The organism is Mycobacterium sp. 663a-19 (assembly GCF_035616495.1).
GTDB lineage: Bacteria > Actinomycetota > Actinomycetes > Mycobacteriales > Mycobacteriaceae > Mycobacterium.
In genome coordinates, this window is record NZ_JAPJAV010000004.1 from 386,037 (window position 1) to 400,817 (window position 14,781).

A 14,781-nucleotide genomic window follows, 5' to 3' on the forward strand; every position below is an offset into this window, starting at 1 on the left:
ACGCCCAAACTACGCGTGCACCACGATCAGCTCTCGCGGCCGGTTGTTGACGGCCACCGCGCCGTCCTCGGTCACCACGACGATGTCTTCCACCCGCGCGCCCCAGCGGCCGGGGAAGTAGATGCCCGGCTCGATGGAAAACGCCATGCCCGCGGCCAGCGGCAGGTCGTTGCCCGCGACGATGTAGGGCTCTTCGTGCACCGACAGCCCGATGCCGTGCCCGGTGCGGTGCACGAAGAACTCCGCGAGCCCGGCCTCGGCCAGCACGCCGCGGGCGGCGGCGTCGACCTGCTCGGCCGTCACCCCCGGGCGCACCGCGTCGAACGCCGCGCGCTGGGCCCGCTGTAACGCTGAATACTGTTGGGCCACTTCGGGTTCCGGGTCGCCAATGCTATAGGTGCGGGTGCAGTCCGAATGATATCCGGGCTCGTAGGCCCCGCCGATGTCGACGACGACGATGTCACCGGCGTGCAGTTCGCGATCCGAATAACCGTGGTGCGGGTCGGCCCCATGCGGGCCGGAGCCGACGATGACGAACGCCACATCCGAATGCCCTTCGGCCACAATAGCTTCGGCGATGTCGGCGGCGACGTCGGCCTCGGTGCGGCCCGGACGCAAGAACTTCGGCACCCGGGCGTGCACCCGGTCGATGGCCGCCCCGGCCTTGCGCAGCGCGTCGATCTCGCACTGCTCCTTGACCATCCGCAGCGTGCGCAGCACGTCGGTGGCCAGCACCGGCACCGCGCCGAGCACACCGGCCAGCGGCAACAGGTGCAGCGCCGGCATGGAATCGGTGACGGCCGTCGCGGCGGGGCCGCCGCCCAGGGCGTCGGCCACCAACCGATACGGGTCGTCGCCGTCGACCCAATCCCGCACCGCCAGGCCCAGTTCCGCGACGGCCGACCCGCGCAGCGACGCCAACTCCAGCCGCGGCACCACGACCGTCGGGTCACCGGAGGCCGGCAGCACCAGCGCGGTGAGCCGCTCGAACGTCTGCGCCCGCGACCCGATCAGGTAGCGCAGGTCGTAGCCCGGGGTGATCACCAGACCGGCCAGCCCGGCGTCGGCGGTCGCGCCGGCGGCGGCCGCCAGCCGGCGGGCGTACACCGCGGCGTCGAATCGGTCAGAACCCATGGCAGCCAGGCTAACCGCGCGGCCGTGAGACCATAGCCCGCATGCCCACACCCGTGTTGCTGCTCGACGGCGCCAGCATGTGGTTCCGCTCGTACTTCGGGGTGCCGTCGTCGATCACCGCCCCCGACGGCCGGCCGGTCAACGCCGTGCGCGGGTTCATCGACTCGATGGCGGTGGTGATCACCCAGCAGCGGCCCGCCCGGCTGGTGGTCTGCCTCGACCTGGATTGGCGCCCGCAATTCCGGGTGGACCTCATCCCGTCGTACAAGGCGCATCGGGTGGCCGAGCCGGAACCGCCGGGCGAGCCCGACATCGAGGAGGTGCCCGACGACCTGACCCCGCAGATCGACATGATCCTGGAACTGCTGGACGCGTTCGGGATTCCGACGGCGGGCGCGGAGGGTTTCGAGGCCGACGACGTGCTGGGCACCCTGGCGGCGCAGGAGCGCCGCGACCCGGTCGTGGTCGTCAGCGGGGACCGCGACCTGCTGCAGGTGGTCGCCGACGACCCGGTCCCGGTTCGGGTGCTCTACCTGGGCCGCGGGCTGTCGAAGGCCACGCTGTTCGGGCCCGCCGAGGTGGCCGAACTCTATGGCGTGCCGGCGGATCGGGCCGGGGCGGCCTACGCCGAACTGGCGCTGCTGCGCGGCGACCCGTCCGACGGGCTGCCCGGCGTGCCCGGCGTCGGTGAGAAGACGGCGGCCACCCTGCTGGCCCAGCACGGCTCGCTGGAGCGGATCCTGGCCGCCGCGCACGATCCCAAATCCAAGATGGCCAAGGGCCTGCGGGCGAAACTGCTCGCCGCCACCGATTACATCGAGGCCGCGGGACGGGTGGTCCGGGTGGCCACCGACGCGCCCGTCACGCTGTCGACACCCACCGACGAGCTGCCGCTGGCCGCCGCGCACCCCAGACGCACCGCCAAACTGGCGACCGAACTGGGCGTCGGGTCGTCGATCGGCCGCTTGCAGAAAGCGCTCGACGCGCTGCCGGCGTGACGCCCTACTGGGGCCGGCCCACCTCGTAGGTGCCCTTGTTGTCCTGGAAGGTCACCGTGACGTGCTTCTGGGCGCCGTCGATGCTGACGCTGCAGTCGAAGGTGCCGCCCTTGGTGACGGTGGGGTCTTGGCCCTTGTTGCACTTGACGTCCTTGACGTTCTTCGCGCCGTACCCGTTGGTCTCGTCGCTGAGGATCTGCTGCACCCCGGCCTGCGCCTTGTTGACGTCCAGTTTGGTGGTGACGAAGAACCCGGGCTCCCAGAAGCCGAGCACCAGCACGACCGCGATGAGCAGAAAGGCGATCACGCCGGCGACGCCGCCGATCAGCGCCATCGAGCGCTTCTTGCCGGGCTGTTCGTAGGGCGGGTACTGCTGCGGGTACTGGCCCGGCTGGCCGTACTGAGCGGGCTGCCCGTACTGGCCGGGCTGGCCGTACTGCGGCTGGCCCGGCAGGCCATAGCCGTACTGACCCGGCTGCCCGTACTGTCCCGGCTGGCCGTACTGGGGCTGGCCCGGCTGGCCGTAGCCGTACTGCCCCGGCTGACCGTACTGGCCGGGCTGCTGCGGGTAGGCCTGCTCGGTCGGCTGCTGGTACTGCGGGTACTCGGCGGGCGGCGTGTACGCCGGCGCCTGCCAGGTCGGTTCCTGGGCCGGCTGCTGCTGTTGCCACGGCGATCCCACCTGGGTCGGTTCCTGGGACCGATCGCCGCCCTCGCCGGGCGGCTGCCACTGCTGGTCCGATCCCTGCGGTCCGCTCATCGTCTCTCCTCAGTCCCTGTCTGGCCCGAACGGGTCGGTGTTCACATCTCGGATGCAACGGTAGCTCGGGCCCAGCCTACCCGGCGTCAACTGCGACGACGCCGCGCCGGACGTCATTGATGGCACGTTTGGCGGTTGCCCGCAACTCGGCATCCGGGGCGGCGTTGCGAACCTGGTCCAGCAGGTCGAGCACCTGGCGGCACCACCGTACAAAATCGCCGGCCAGCAACGGCGAACCGGTGCCCGCCGGATCGGCGGCGGCCAGCGCCGCGGCCAGGTCGCCGGTGCGCGCCCAGCGATAGATGACGGTGACGAAGCCGTCGTCGGGCTCGCGGGTCGGAGCGATCCGGTGGGTTTGCTCGTCGGCGCGCAGCGCCAGCGACAGCCGCGACGTCTGCTGCAGCGCCTGGCGCAATCGGGGTGTGGGCGCGTCGGCGGCGAACGGCCCGCCGGGTCCGTCGCCGCCCCGGCTCTCGTAGAGCACCGCCGAGACCACCGCCGCCAGCTCGGCCGGTTTCAGGTCCGCCCAGGCGCCGGTGCGCAGGCATTCGGCGACCAGCAGGTCGCTCTCGCTGTAGATGCGGGCCAGCAGCCGGCCGTCGTCGGTGACGCGCGGGTCGGTGGCCGGGCCCCGGATGAACTCGCGTTCCGTGAGCAGCCCCACGATCCGGTCGAACGTCCGCGCCAGCGAATTGGTCGCCGCGGCAACCTTTTTCTCCAGCTGCGCGTTGTCGCGCTCGATGCGCAGGTAGCGCTCGGCCTGACGCATCCGCTCCTCGAGGCCGGGGCTGTTGTGGGCGGGATGCCGGCGCAGCTCCTCCCGCAGCGACGCCAGCTCCGGGTCGTGAAACGCGCCGTCCTCCGCGGCGCGCCGGCGCGTGGGCGGGATGGCCAGCCCGGCGGCGGCGGATCGCAGCGCCGACGCCAGGTCGCGCCGCACCCTCGGCTGCCGGTGTTCGACCCGCTTGGGCAACGACATCGATCCGACGGGCGCCGAGGCGCCCGAATAGTCCGCCGACGAAATGCGCCCCGCCCACCGGTGTTCGGTGAGCACCAGCGGCCGGGGATCGGAGCTGTCGCGGGCCGACTCCAGCACCACCGCCAGCCCCCCGCGCCGCCCGTGGGTGATGTTGATGATGTCCCCGCGCCGCAGCGAGGCCAGCGCGTCGCTGGCCGCCTGCCGTCGCTGCAACCGGGACGCGCGCGACTGCGCGCGCTCCAGCTCCGACACCCGGGCCCGCAGCCGGGCGTACTCGAAGATCGGCGCGTCCGCCCCGCCGAGCTCGGCGGCGATCTCGTCGAGCATCTGCCGCCCGCGGTCGATGCCGCGCACCAGGCCCACGACGGACCGGTCGGCCTGATACTGGGCGAACGACTGCTCCAGCAACTGATGCGCCTGCTCGGGCCCCATCCGCTGGACCAGGTTGATGGTCATGTTGTACGACGGCGCGAACGAGCTGCGCAGCGGGAACGTCCGGGTGGAGGCCAGGCCGGCCACCGCCGACGGTTCGGTGGTCTCCTCGGCGGGATGCCACAGCACCACCGCGTGGCCCTCGACGTCGATGCCGCGCCGCCCGGCGCGCCCGGTCAGCTGGGTGTACTCCCCCGGCGTCAGCGGGACGTGCTGCTCGCCGTTGAACTTCACCAGCCGCTCCAGCACCACGGTGCGGGCGGGCATGTTGATGCCCAGCGCCAGGGTCTCGGTCGCGAACACCGCCTTGACCAGGCCGGCGGTGAACAGCTCCTCGACGGTGTGCCGGAACGCCGGCAGCATGCCGGCATGGTGGGCCGCCAACCCGCGCAGCAGCCCCTCACGCCACTCGTAGTAGCCGAGCACCGCCAGGTCGGAGTCCGCGAGATCACCGCACCGGTGCTCGATCACCTCCGCGATCTGCGCGCGCTCCTCCTCGCTGGTCAGCCGCAGCGGCGACCGCAGGCACTGCTGGACCGCGGCGTCGCAACCCGCCCGGGAGAACACGAACGTGATCGCCGGCAGCAGCCCCTCGGCATCCAGGGTCGCGATGACGTCCGGGCGCGACGGCGGCCGGTAGAAGCGGGGCCGTCCGGGACCTGCCCGACGTCCCCGGCGCGGCTGCCAGTCCGAGATCCGGTCGGCCTCCCGGCGATGCGCGATGTGGCGCAGCAGATCGGGGTCGACGCGCGGCTGGTGCTCGCCGGCTTCGGTCTTGCGGTAGTCGAACAGGTCGAACAGCCGCTTGCCCACCAGCACGTGTTGCCACAGCGGAACGGGCCGATGCTCGTCGACGACGACGGTCGTGTCGCCGCGGACCGTCTGGATCCAGCCGCCGAACTCCTCGGCGTTGCTCACCGTCGCCGACAGGCTGACCACCCGCACCTCGTCGGGCAGGTGCAGGATCACCTCCTCCCACACCGGGCCCCGCATCCGGTCGGCCAGGAAATGCACCTCGTCCATCACCACGTACGAAAGTCCGTGCAGCGCATGCGAATCGGCGTAGAGCATGTTGCGCAGCACCTCGGTGGTCATCACCACCACCGGCGCGTCGGCGTTGACCGACATGTCGCCGGTGAGCAGCCCGATGCGGTCGCGGCCGTAGCGCAGCGTGAGGTCGGTGTGCTTCTGGTTGCTCAGTGCCTTCAGCGGTGTGGTGTAAAAGCACTTGCCGCCGGCCGCCAGCGCCAGGTGCACGGCGAATTCGCCGACCACCGTCTTGCCGGCCCCGGTCGGCGCGCAGACCAGCACGCCGTGGCCCCGTTCCAGCGCCGCGCAGGCCCGCTGCTGAAAGTCGTCGAGCGCAAACGGCAGCTCGGCGGCGAACCGGGCAAGCTCGGCCAGCTCAGGTGACGTCGTCATGTTGCCCGGCGGACAGCGACGGCTCGGGTATCGGCTCGGGCGGCTCGACGACCGACGCCTCGTCGTCGGGGATGGTGGCCTGGGCTTCGCGCTTGGCCTTGCGCTTGTCGTGCAGCCGGGCGATCTGAATGGCGAGCTCGAGCAGCACCGACAGCGCGACGCCGAGCGCCGTCATCGAAAACGGGTCGGATCCGGGCGTGAACACCGCCGCGAACACGAACATCGCGAAGATCAGGCCGCGCCGCCACGACTTGAGCCGCTCGTAGGTCAGCAGCCCCGCCATGTTGAGCATGACGATCAGCAACGGGAACTCGAAGCTGACGCCGAACACAATCAGCAGGTTGATCAGGAAGCCGAAGTAGCGGTCCCCGGACAACGCGGTCACCTGCACGTCGCTGCCGACGGTCAACAGGAAGCCCAGCGCCTTGGACAGCACGAAGTACGCCAGCACGGCGCCGCCGACGAACAGCACCGCGGCCGGCACCACGAACGCGATCGCGAAGCGCCGCTCCCGCTGGTAGAGCCCCGGCGTGATGAACGCCCAGAGCTCGTAGAGCCACACCGGGCAGGCCAGCACGATGCCGGCCGTCATCCCGACCTTGAGCCGCAGCATGAACTGGTCGAATGGCGCGGTGGCCAGCAACCGGCACTGCCCGCCCGGGGTGATGTCGGCCCGCGCCGACTGCGGCAGCGAACAGTAGGGATGGCGCAGCCACTCGCCGAGGCTCTCCAGCCCGAAGATCGAATGCGAGTACCAGACGAACCCGAAGATCGTGGTGAGCAGGATCGCGGCCAGGGCGATCAACAGCCGGGCGCGCAGCTCGGTCAGGTGATCGACCAGCGACATGGTCGCGTCGGGGTTGGTCCGGCTGCGCCGGTAGCGAGGGTTGAGCCGCTTCAGCAGGGCAGCGGTGCGCGCTGAAGTCTTGAAGAATTTCACGACGCTCGGTCAGTGGCGCTCGGGCACCGCGACGGCTAACCGCGATCGACCCGGGCTACGCCGGGCGCGCTTCGGTGTGCCCCTGCTCGTTCGCCGCAGGCGGGTCGACCCGCTGCGACTGCACGGGCTGGGGTGTCTCGATGGAAGGCGCTTGGGCCTTGGTCTCCGTCTGCATTTCGCGCATCTCGGACTTGAAGATGCGCATCGACTTACCCAGCGAGCGCGCCGCATCGGGGAGCTTCTTGGCACCGAAGAGCAGGATCACTACGACAGCGAGGATCGCCCAGTGCCACGGACTAAGACTTCCCACTTTGATTACCTCCAGACGTCCACCCGATGCTACCGCAGCGGAGACAACTGCCGGTTTCCCCGCGCCGCGCCGTCAGCCCTGGGCCGCGACTTGATAGGACTCCAGCGCCGCCGCCGCGGAATCCCGGACCCGCTGCGCAAGCGACGCCGGCGCGAGCACCTGCACGGCCGCCCCGAATCCCAGCACCAGGCGCGTCATCCAGTCCTCGGAGGCGTACGTCATGACCACCTCACACGATCCGTCCGGCCGCTCGCGCACGTCCCGCATCGGGTAGTACTCGAGCATCCACGACGCCGACGGCGCCACCCGCAGCGTGGCCGACGGCAGCGACGGGTCGCCGTCGAACAGCGACGTGTCCGGCGGCGCGTGCAGGGCCGACTCGGGCGCGGCGGCGGGCTCGCCCAGCTCGGTGGCCTCCACGATCCGGTCGAAGCGGAACAGCCGAACCCCCTCGGCCTCGCGCGACCACGCCTCGAGGTAGCTGTGGCCGCCGATCAGCAGCACCCGGATGGGGTCGACGATCCGGCTGGTCAGCGTGTCGTGCGACGCGGCGTAGTAGTCGATGGCCAGCGCGTGCTTGTTCTGCACCGCCGCGCGCACCGCGGCGGCGGCCCGGCTCTCGACCGGCGCCTGCTCGTCGACGGCCGCCGGCGGCCCGTGGTCGTCGTGCCCGGCGGCGCCGGCGGCGGCCTCGATCTTGGCGATCGCGCTGCGCGCCGCCGCCGGGTCGACCACGCCGGGAATGTCGGCGAGGGCCCGCAGCGCCACCAGCAGGCCGGTGGCCTCGGGCGAGGTGAGCTTGAGCGGCCGGTCGATGCCCGCCGAGAACGTCACCTCGATCTTGTCCCCGGAGAACTGGAAATCGATCAGGTCGCCGGGGTAGTAGCCGGGCAGCCCGCACATCCACAGCTGGTTGAGGTCCTCCTCCAGCTGCTTGGCGGACACGCCCAGGTCGGCGGCGGCCTTCGCGCGGGTGACCCGCGGGTTGGCCTGGAAGTACGGCACCATGTTGAGCAGCCGGACCAGGCGGGTGGACACGGGGGTCATGAGCGCCGCTCCTCCGTGTGGGCGCGCAGCCGGGCCAGCACGTCGTCGCGCAGCGACGGCGGCTCGAGCACGACGGCGTCGGCCCCGTAGCCGGCGATGTCGCGCGCCAGCCGGTCGCTGTACACGACGTCGAACTCGAGCACCTCACCGTCGCGGCCGCCGAGCTGCCGCGCGCCGGTGGGCCGTCCGGCGCGGCGCAGCGCGGTGGCCCGCCCGTCGGCGACCCACACCCGGGCCTGCCCGCCCGTCGGCGTCTCGGAGACCGTCTGGGCCACGATCGTGCGCAGGTCGGCGTCGTCGGGCACGGTGACCGCGCCGGACGGGCCGATGGGAACGACCTCGGCGCCGATCCGCGAGAGCCGGAAGGTGCGGGTGGCGTCGCGGTCGCGGTCGTGCCCGACGAGATACCAGCGGCCCTTCTCGGTGACCACGCCCCACGGCTCGACGGTCCGGGTGGTGTAGGGCTCGGCCCGCGACGGCCGGTGCGGGAACTGCACCGCCTGCCGGGAATCGATGGCCGACAACAGGATTCCCAGCACATCCTCGGACCCGCGCAGGCCTGGCACCGCTCCCGCGGAGGCGATGGCCACCGGGGCGTCGGCGTCCACGGGATCGACGTCCACCCCGGCGGCGCGCAGCTTGAGCAACGCGCCCTGGGTGGCGGTGATCAGCTCGGGCGACTCCCACAGCCGGGTGGCGACGGCCACCGCGGCCGCCTCGTCCGGGGTGAGCTCGACGGGCGGCAGCGCGTACGCGTCGCGGTTGATCCGGTAGCCCTCGGTGGGGTCCAGCGCCGAGACCCTGCCGACCTCGAGGGGGATGCCGAGGTCACGCAGCTCGTTCTTGTCGCGTTCGAACATCCGGGAGAACGCCTCCGCGCTGGGGCTTTCGGAGTAGCCCGCCACGCTGGACCTGACCTTTTCGGCGGTGATGTAGCCGCGGGTGGACAGCAGGGCGATGACGAGGTTTACCAGCCGTTCGACTTTCGAGGTCGCCATTCGCACCAGATTAGATCGGTTGATCGAGCGCCGTCTCCCAGCCCTACATGCTGGCGATGAGCCGCTTGACCCGCTCGTCGACGGCCCGGAACGGGTCCTTGCACAGCACGGTGCGCTGGGCCTGGTCGTTGAGCTTGAGGTGCACCCAGTCGACGGTGAAGTCGCGGCCGGCGGCCTGGGCGGCGCTGATGAACTCGCCGCGCAGCCGGGCGCGGGTGGTCTGCGGCGGCTGTTCGACGGCCTCGGCGATGTCCTCGTCGGTGGTGACGCGCGCGGCCAGGCCCTTGCGCTGCAGCAGGTCGAAGACGCCCCGGCCGCGCTTGATGTCGTGGTAGGCCAGGTCCAGCTGGGCGATCTTCGGGTCGGACAGCTCCATGTCGTAGCGGTCCTGGTAGCGCTGGAACAGCTTGCGCTTGATCACCCAGTCGATCTCGGTGTCCACCTTGGCGAAGTCCTGGCTCTCGACGGCGTCGAGCTGACGGCCCCACAGGTCGACGACCTGCTCGATCTGCGCGTTGGGCTCGCGGACCTGCAGGTGCTCGACGGCGCGGCTGTAGTACTCCCGCTGGATGTCCAGCGCGCTGGCCTGGCGCCCGCCCGCCAGCCGCACCGGCCGCCGGCCGGTGATGTCGTGGCTGACCTCGCGGATCGCGCGGATGGGGTTGTCCAGCGAGAAGTCGCGGAACGGCACGCCGGCCTCGATCATCTCCAGCACCAGCGCCGCGGTGCCCACCTTGAGCATGGTGGTGGTCTCGCACATGTTGGAGTCCCCGACGATGACGTGCAGCCGCCGGTACTTCTCGGCGTCGGCGTGCGGCTCGTCGCGGGTGTTGATGATCGGGCGGCTGCGCGTGGTGGCGCTGGAGACGCCCTCCCAGATGTGCTCGGCCCGTTGGGAAAGGCAGAACGTGGCGGCCTTGGGCGTCTGCAGCACCTTGCCCGCCCCGCAGATCAGCTGGCGAGTGACCAGGAACGGCAGCAGCACGTCGGAGATCCGGGAGAACTCGCCGGCCCGCACGATCAGGTAGTTCTCGTGGCAGCCGTAGGAGTTGCCCGCCGAGTCGGTGTTGTTCTTGAACAGGTAGATGTCGCCGCCGATGCCCTCGTCGGCCAGCCGCTGCTCGGCGTCCACCAGCAGGTCTTCCAGCACCCATTCGCCGGCCCGGTCGTGGGTGACCAGCTGGACCAGGCTGTCGCATTCGGCGGTGGCGTACTCGGGATGGCTGCCCACGTCGAGGTACAGCCGCGCGCCGTTCCGCAGGAACACGTTGGAGCTGCGGCCCCACGACACCACCCGGCGGAAGAGGTAGCGGGCCACCTCGTCCGGGGACAGCCGCCGGTGCCCGTGAAATGTGCAGGTGACACCGAACTCGGTCTCGATGCCCATGATCCGCCGCTGCACACAATTGAGGGTACTGGTTGTCAGACCGCGACCGTGAGCATGCCGCGCCTGCGGATGTTGTCGGGTTAGGAATCGCCCTTCGACCCGGCCCCGTCGAGCAGGCCCTCCAGGGTGGAGCGGCCGAGCCGGCGAAACGCGCGCCGCGGCCGGTTGGCATCCAGGATGGCCACCTCCAGGCTGGCCACCTCGAGGGTGGGCTGGTCGCCGTTCGAGCCGTCGGCGCTGCCGGCCCGCAGCGCGTCCACCGCGATGTGCAACGCGTCGTGCAGGTCGGCGTTCTCGGCGTAGGACTCCTTGAGCGCGTTGGCAATCGGCTCGGTGGTGCCGCCCATCACCACGAAGTGCGGCTCGTCGGTGATCGACCCGTCGTAGGTAATCCGGTACAGCTCAGGCGGTTTGGTTTCGCCGTAGTGCGCGACGCCGGCCACGCACACCTCGACCTCGTATGGTTTGGCCTGCTCGGTGAAGATGGCACCGAGCGTCTGCGCGTAGACGTTGGCCAGCTGGCGCGCGGTGACGTCGCGGCGGTCGTAGGCATAGCCTCGGGTGTCGGCGAATTGGATGCCGCCGCGGCGCAGGTTCTCGAACTCGTTGATCCGGCCAGCGGCGGCGAAGCCGACGCGGTCGTAGAGCTCGCTGATCTTCTGCAGCGACCGCGACGGGTTCTCCGCGACGAACAGCACACCGCCGGAGTAGGCTAGCGTGACCACGCTCTTGCCCCGGGCGATGCCCTTGCGCGCGAGCTCGCTGCGCTCGCGCATCGCCTGCTCGGGCGAGATGAAGTACGGGAAGCTCACTTGTCACCCCGAGGCTCGGCATCGGGGCCGAAAGTGTCTGCGCGCGAACGGCTTTCGATGACTTCCCGCGCCAGTTCGGCGATGCGGCTCTCGGGCACCTCGACGGCCCCCTCGGCGCCGATGGTGACCGCCGTCGGGTAGATGCCGCGGACCAGGTCCGGGCCGCCGGTCGCCGAGTCGTCGTCGGCGGCGTCGTAGAGGGCCTCGACGGCGACCCGCAGCCCGGAGTCGCCGTCGGTGACCTGTGAGTACAACTTCTTCATCGACGACTTGGCGAAGATCGATCCCGACCCCACCGCCTGGTAGCCCTCTTCCTCGATGTTCCAGCCGCCGGCGGCGTCGAAAGAGACGATGCGGCCCGCGCTTTCGGCGTCGGCCGCGTCGATGTCGTAGCCCGCCAGCAGCGGCAGGGCGACCAGCCCCTGCATAGCGGCCGCCAGGTTGCCGCGCACCATGATCGCGAGCCGGTTGACCTTGCCGGCGAAGGTCAGCGGCACGCCTTCGAGCTTCTCGTAATGCTCGAGTTCCACGGCGTAGAGGCGGGCGAACTCGACGGCGACCGCTGCGGTGCCGGCGATGCCGGTGGCGGTGTAGTCGTCGGTGATGTACACCTTCTTCACGTCGCGTCCGGCGATCATGTTGCCCTGCGTGGAGCGCCGGTCGCCGGCGATGAGGACACCGCCGGGGTATTTCAGCGCGACGATGGTGGTGCCGTGCGGGAACTGCCCACCGCCGGCGGGTTGACCGCCGGCCGCTTGACCCGCGCCGCCGAGCACCGCCGGCAGCAATTCGGGCGCCTGGCGGCGCAGCAGGTCAGCGAACGAGGACTGGTTTATCGCAGAGGTTCCGGAAAATGCCGAGCTGATGGGTAGACGATCAGAGAACGGCCAGGTCACTGTCCGCCCTTTTGGACGTACGCACGGACGAAGTCCTCCGCGTTCTCCTCAAGGACGTCGTCAATCTCGTCGAGCAGATCGTCGGTCTCCTCGGTCAGCTTCTCGCGGCGTTCCTGGCCGGCGGCCGTGGTACCGGTGACATCGTCGTCGTCACCGCCGCCACCGCCACGCTTGGTCTGCTCCTGAGCCATCGCCGCCTCCTGCTAGGTCTGGGCCTGTTTCTCTACAGTACCGTTCGACTCCGACGTTTCCCCGACCAGCGGGCCTAGCTGGTGAGTTGTTCCACCAGTTCCACCGCGCTGTCCACGGAGTCCAGCAGCGCCCCGACGTGGGCTTTACTGCCCCGCAGCGGCTCCAGCGTCGGGATGCGCACCAGCGAATCGCCGCCCAGGTCGAAAATCACCGAATCCCAGCTGGCGGCGGCGATATCGGCGCCGAACCTGCGCAGGCATTCGCCGCGGAAGTAGGCCCGGGTGTCCGTGGGCGGGTTGTCGACCGCGTTCAGCACCTGGGGCTCGGTGACCAGGCGCTTCATCGAGCCGCGCGCCACCAGCCGGTTGTACAGCCCCTTGTCCAGCCGGACATCGGAATATTGCAGGTCGACGAGGTGCAGCCGCGGCGCCGACCAGCTCAGGTTCTCCCGCTGCCGGAAACCCTCGAGCAGCCGCAGCTTGGCCGGCCAGTCCAGCAGCTCGGCGCAGTCCATCGGGTCGCGCTCGAGCTGGTCGAGCACGTGCGCCCAGGTTTCCACGATGTCGGCCGCGCGGGCGTCTGAGTCGCGGCTGTCGACCAGCTTGGCCACCCGGTCGAGGTAGATGCGTTGCAGCGCAAGGCCGGTCAGCTCGCGACCGTCGACCAGGGCCACCGCGGTCCGCAGCGACGGGTCGCGGCTGATCGCGTGGACGGCGTGCACCGGGCGGGCCAGCGCCAGATCGGTCAGGTCTATCCCGTGTTCGGGGCCCTCCTCGATCAGGTCGAGCACCAGCGCGGTGGTGCCCAGCTTCAGGTAGGTCGACGTCTCGGCAAGGTTGGCGTCGCCGATGATGACGTGCAGCCGGCGGTACCGGTCGGCGTCTGCGTGCGGTTCGTCGCGGGTGTTGATGATGCCGCGTTTGAGCGTGGTCTCCAGGCCGACCTCGACCTCGATGTAGTCGGAGCGCTGGGACAGCTGAAAGCCCGGCTCGTCACCGGAGGGCCCGATGCCGACCCGGCCGGAGCCGGTGATGACCTGCCGCGACACCAGGAACGGGGTGAGCCCGGCGATGATCGCCGAGAACGGGGTCTGCCGCGACATGAGGTAGTTCTCGTGCGACCCGTAGGAGGCGCCCTTGCCGTCGACGTTGTTCTTGTAGAGCTGCAGTTTCGCCGCCCCGGGCACGCTGGCGACGTGCCGCGCCGCGGCCTCCATCACCCGCTCGCCCGCCTTGTCCCAGATCACGGCGTCCAGCGGGTCGGTGCACTCGGGTGCGGAGTACTCCGGGTGGGCGTGGTCGACGTAGAGCCGCGCCCCGTTGGTCAGGATCATGTTGGCGGCGCCGACCTCGTCGGCGTCGACCACCGGCGGCGGTCCGGCCGAGCGGCTCAGGTCGAAACCGCGCGCGTCGCGCAGCGGCGATTCCACCTCGTAGTCCCAGCGCGTGCGTTTGGCGCGCTGAATGCCGGCGGCGGCCGCATAGGCCAACACCGCCTGCGTCGAGGTGAGGATCGGGTTGGCGGTCGGGTCCGACGGCGACGAGATGCCGTACTCGACCTCCGTCCCGATAATCCGTTGCATGCCTTAGAGCTTAGGCGCGCTGACGATGCGCCCCGCGGAGCGGGGCGAGGAGGAGGCGCGCAATCCAACCCAGCGCGCTGACGAGGCAGCCCGCGCGGCGGGTGAGGAGGAGCCGGCTCCCGGCCGCGCGCTGTTGACGGCGCCGACGGCAATGACTAATTTCGCCGTGTGACCGACCTGTCCGGGAAGCGTTACGGCGAAGTGCTTTTGGTGCAGGTCGGCGAGTCCGGCCCGCAGGCCACCGTCTACAACAGCTTCCCGCTCAACGACTGCCCGGCCGAGTTGTGGTCCAAGCTCGACCCGCAGGCCATTGCCACCGAAAACGGCGCGGCCGCCGCCCTGCTCAACGGCCCGCGCTACTGGCTGATGAACGCCATCGAAAAGGAGCCGCAAGGCCCGCAGGAGACAAAGACATTCGGCGGGATCGAGATGATCAAGCAGGCGACGGTCGCGCTGTCGTCGATGAGCCCGGCGCCCTACACCGTCAACGAGGTGAGCCGCCACACGGTCTTCGTGTTCAACGCCGGCGAAGAGGTCTACGAACTGATCGACCCCGACGGGCGGCGCTGGGTCATGCAGACGTGGAGCCAGGTCGCCGATCCCAACCTTTCCCGAGCCGACCTGCCCGGCCTGGCCGGCCGGCTGAACCTGCCCGACGGGTGGCGGTACGAGCCGCGCGTGCTCGCCGAAACGCTGCGGGTGGACACCACGACCCGCCCCGCCCACGTGACGCAGGACGACCTGACCAACAGCTATTCGCTCGAGGTCTGACCGCCTGGCGTTGGCCGAAACTTAAACCACGTACACCCGTCGTGGGGCGGATTCATACGGTCAGTGCAACATCCGTTGTTTTGAGGAGTTGCCATGCCGAGTGGTTATCCGTTTTCTCGGG

Annotated in this window: 14 protein-coding genes; 2 read left to right on the forward strand and 12 right to left on the reverse strand. The window is 70.4% G+C overall.

What is annotated here, in order from left to right; all coding sequences use genetic code 11:
* Positions 1 to 9: 9 nt before the first annotated feature.
* A complete protein-coding gene (locus OQ968_RS10430; protein ID WP_324677351.1) occupies positions 10 to 1,134 on the reverse strand; it encodes a Xaa-Pro peptidase family protein in 1,125 nt (374 codons plus the stop codon).
* Positions 1,135 to 1,175: 41 nt separating this feature from the next.
* Here OQ968_RS10430 and OQ968_RS10435 point away from each other — a divergent pair, with 41 nt between their 5' ends.
* Positions 1,176 to 2,132 carry a 5'-3' exonuclease gene (locus tag OQ968_RS10435; RefSeq protein ID WP_324677353.1) on the forward strand — a complete coding sequence of 319 codons (957 nt, stop codon included), beginning with the start codon at positions 1,176 to 1,178 and terminating at the stop codon, positions 2,130 to 2,132.
* Between the two features lie 4 nt (positions 2,133 to 2,136).
* On the opposite strand, the gene OQ968_RS10440 is transcribed toward OQ968_RS10435, so the two are convergent.
* The 11 genes from OQ968_RS10440 to dop all read right to left on the reverse strand — a co-directional run bounded on the left by OQ968_RS10440 (position 2,137) and on the right by dop (position 13,889).
* Positions 2,137 to 2,892 carry a DUF4333 domain-containing protein gene (locus OQ968_RS10440; RefSeq protein WP_324677355.1) on the reverse strand — a complete coding sequence of 252 codons (756 nt, stop codon included), beginning with the start codon at positions 2,890 to 2,892 and terminating at the stop codon, positions 2,137 to 2,139.
* A gap of 76 nt (positions 2,893 to 2,968) precedes the next feature.
* Positions 2,969 to 5,725 (reverse strand): RNA helicase, encoded by a 2,757-nt coding sequence (locus OQ968_RS10445; RefSeq protein WP_324677357.1) that lies wholly within the window; start codon positions 5,723 to 5,725, stop codon positions 2,969 to 2,971.
* The gene (gene tatC / locus OQ968_RS10450) at positions 5,709 to 6,665 is read right to left on the reverse strand and encodes a twin-arginine translocase subunit TatC (RefSeq protein ID WP_420715873.1); all 957 of its coding nucleotides are present in this window, start codon (positions 6,663 to 6,665) and stop codon (positions 5,709 to 5,711) included. The genes OQ968_RS10445 and tatC overlap by 17 nt, the downstream gene beginning before the upstream one ends.
* Positions 6,666 to 6,720: 55 nt before the next feature.
* Positions 6,721 to 6,975 carry a Sec-independent protein translocase subunit TatA gene (tatA, locus tag OQ968_RS10455; RefSeq protein WP_324677359.1) on the reverse strand — a complete coding sequence of 85 codons (255 nt, stop codon included), beginning with the start codon at positions 6,973 to 6,975 and terminating at the stop codon, positions 6,721 to 6,723.
* Between the two features lie 72 nt (positions 6,976 to 7,047).
* Positions 7,048 to 8,022, reverse strand: a complete 975-nt coding sequence (locus OQ968_RS10460) for a YafY family protein (protein WP_324677361.1) — start codon at positions 8,020 to 8,022, stop codon at positions 7,048 to 7,050.
* Positions 8,019 to 9,020, reverse strand: coding sequence for a YafY family protein (locus tag OQ968_RS10465; RefSeq protein ID WP_324677363.1), 1,002 nt, complete (start codon positions 9,018 to 9,020; stop codon positions 8,019 to 8,021). Before OQ968_RS10465 ends, OQ968_RS10460 begins: the two co-directional genes overlap by 4 nt.
* Before the next feature lie 43 nt (positions 9,021 to 9,063).
* On the reverse strand, positions 9,064 to 10,422 hold the full coding sequence (gene pafA / locus OQ968_RS10470) for a Pup--protein ligase (RefSeq protein ID WP_324677365.1): 1,359 nt from the start codon (positions 10,420 to 10,422) through the stop codon (positions 9,064 to 9,066).
* A 65-nt stretch (positions 10,423 to 10,487) separates the two neighbouring features.
* Positions 10,488 to 11,219, reverse strand: coding sequence for a proteasome subunit alpha (gene prcA / locus OQ968_RS10475; RefSeq protein ID WP_324677367.1), 732 nt, complete (start codon positions 11,217 to 11,219; stop codon positions 10,488 to 10,490).
* Positions 11,216 to 12,115: a proteasome subunit beta gene (prcB, locus tag OQ968_RS10480; RefSeq protein WP_324677368.1), complete on the reverse strand. Its 900-nt coding sequence runs from the start codon at positions 12,113 to 12,115 to the stop codon at positions 11,216 to 11,218. The genes prcA and prcB overlap by 4 nt, the downstream gene beginning before the upstream one ends.
* Positions 12,112 to 12,306, reverse strand: coding sequence for a ubiquitin-like protein Pup (locus OQ968_RS10485; RefSeq protein ID WP_324677370.1), 195 nt, complete (start codon positions 12,304 to 12,306; stop codon positions 12,112 to 12,114). Before OQ968_RS10485 ends, prcB begins: the two co-directional genes overlap by 4 nt.
* Positions 12,307 to 12,380: 74 nt before the next feature.
* Positions 12,381 to 13,889: a pup deamidase/depupylase gene (gene dop, locus OQ968_RS10490; protein ID WP_324677372.1), complete on the reverse strand. Its 1,509-nt coding sequence runs from the start codon at positions 13,887 to 13,889 to the stop codon at positions 12,381 to 12,383.
* A 168-nt stretch (positions 13,890 to 14,057) separates the two neighbouring features.
* Here dop and OQ968_RS10495 point away from each other — a divergent pair, with 168 nt between their 5' ends.
* Complete coding sequence (locus OQ968_RS10495; RefSeq protein ID WP_324677374.1) at positions 14,058 to 14,660, forward strand: hypothetical protein; 603 nt, start codon at positions 14,058 to 14,060, stop codon at positions 14,658 to 14,660.
* Positions 14,661 to 14,781 lie beyond the last annotated feature (121 nt).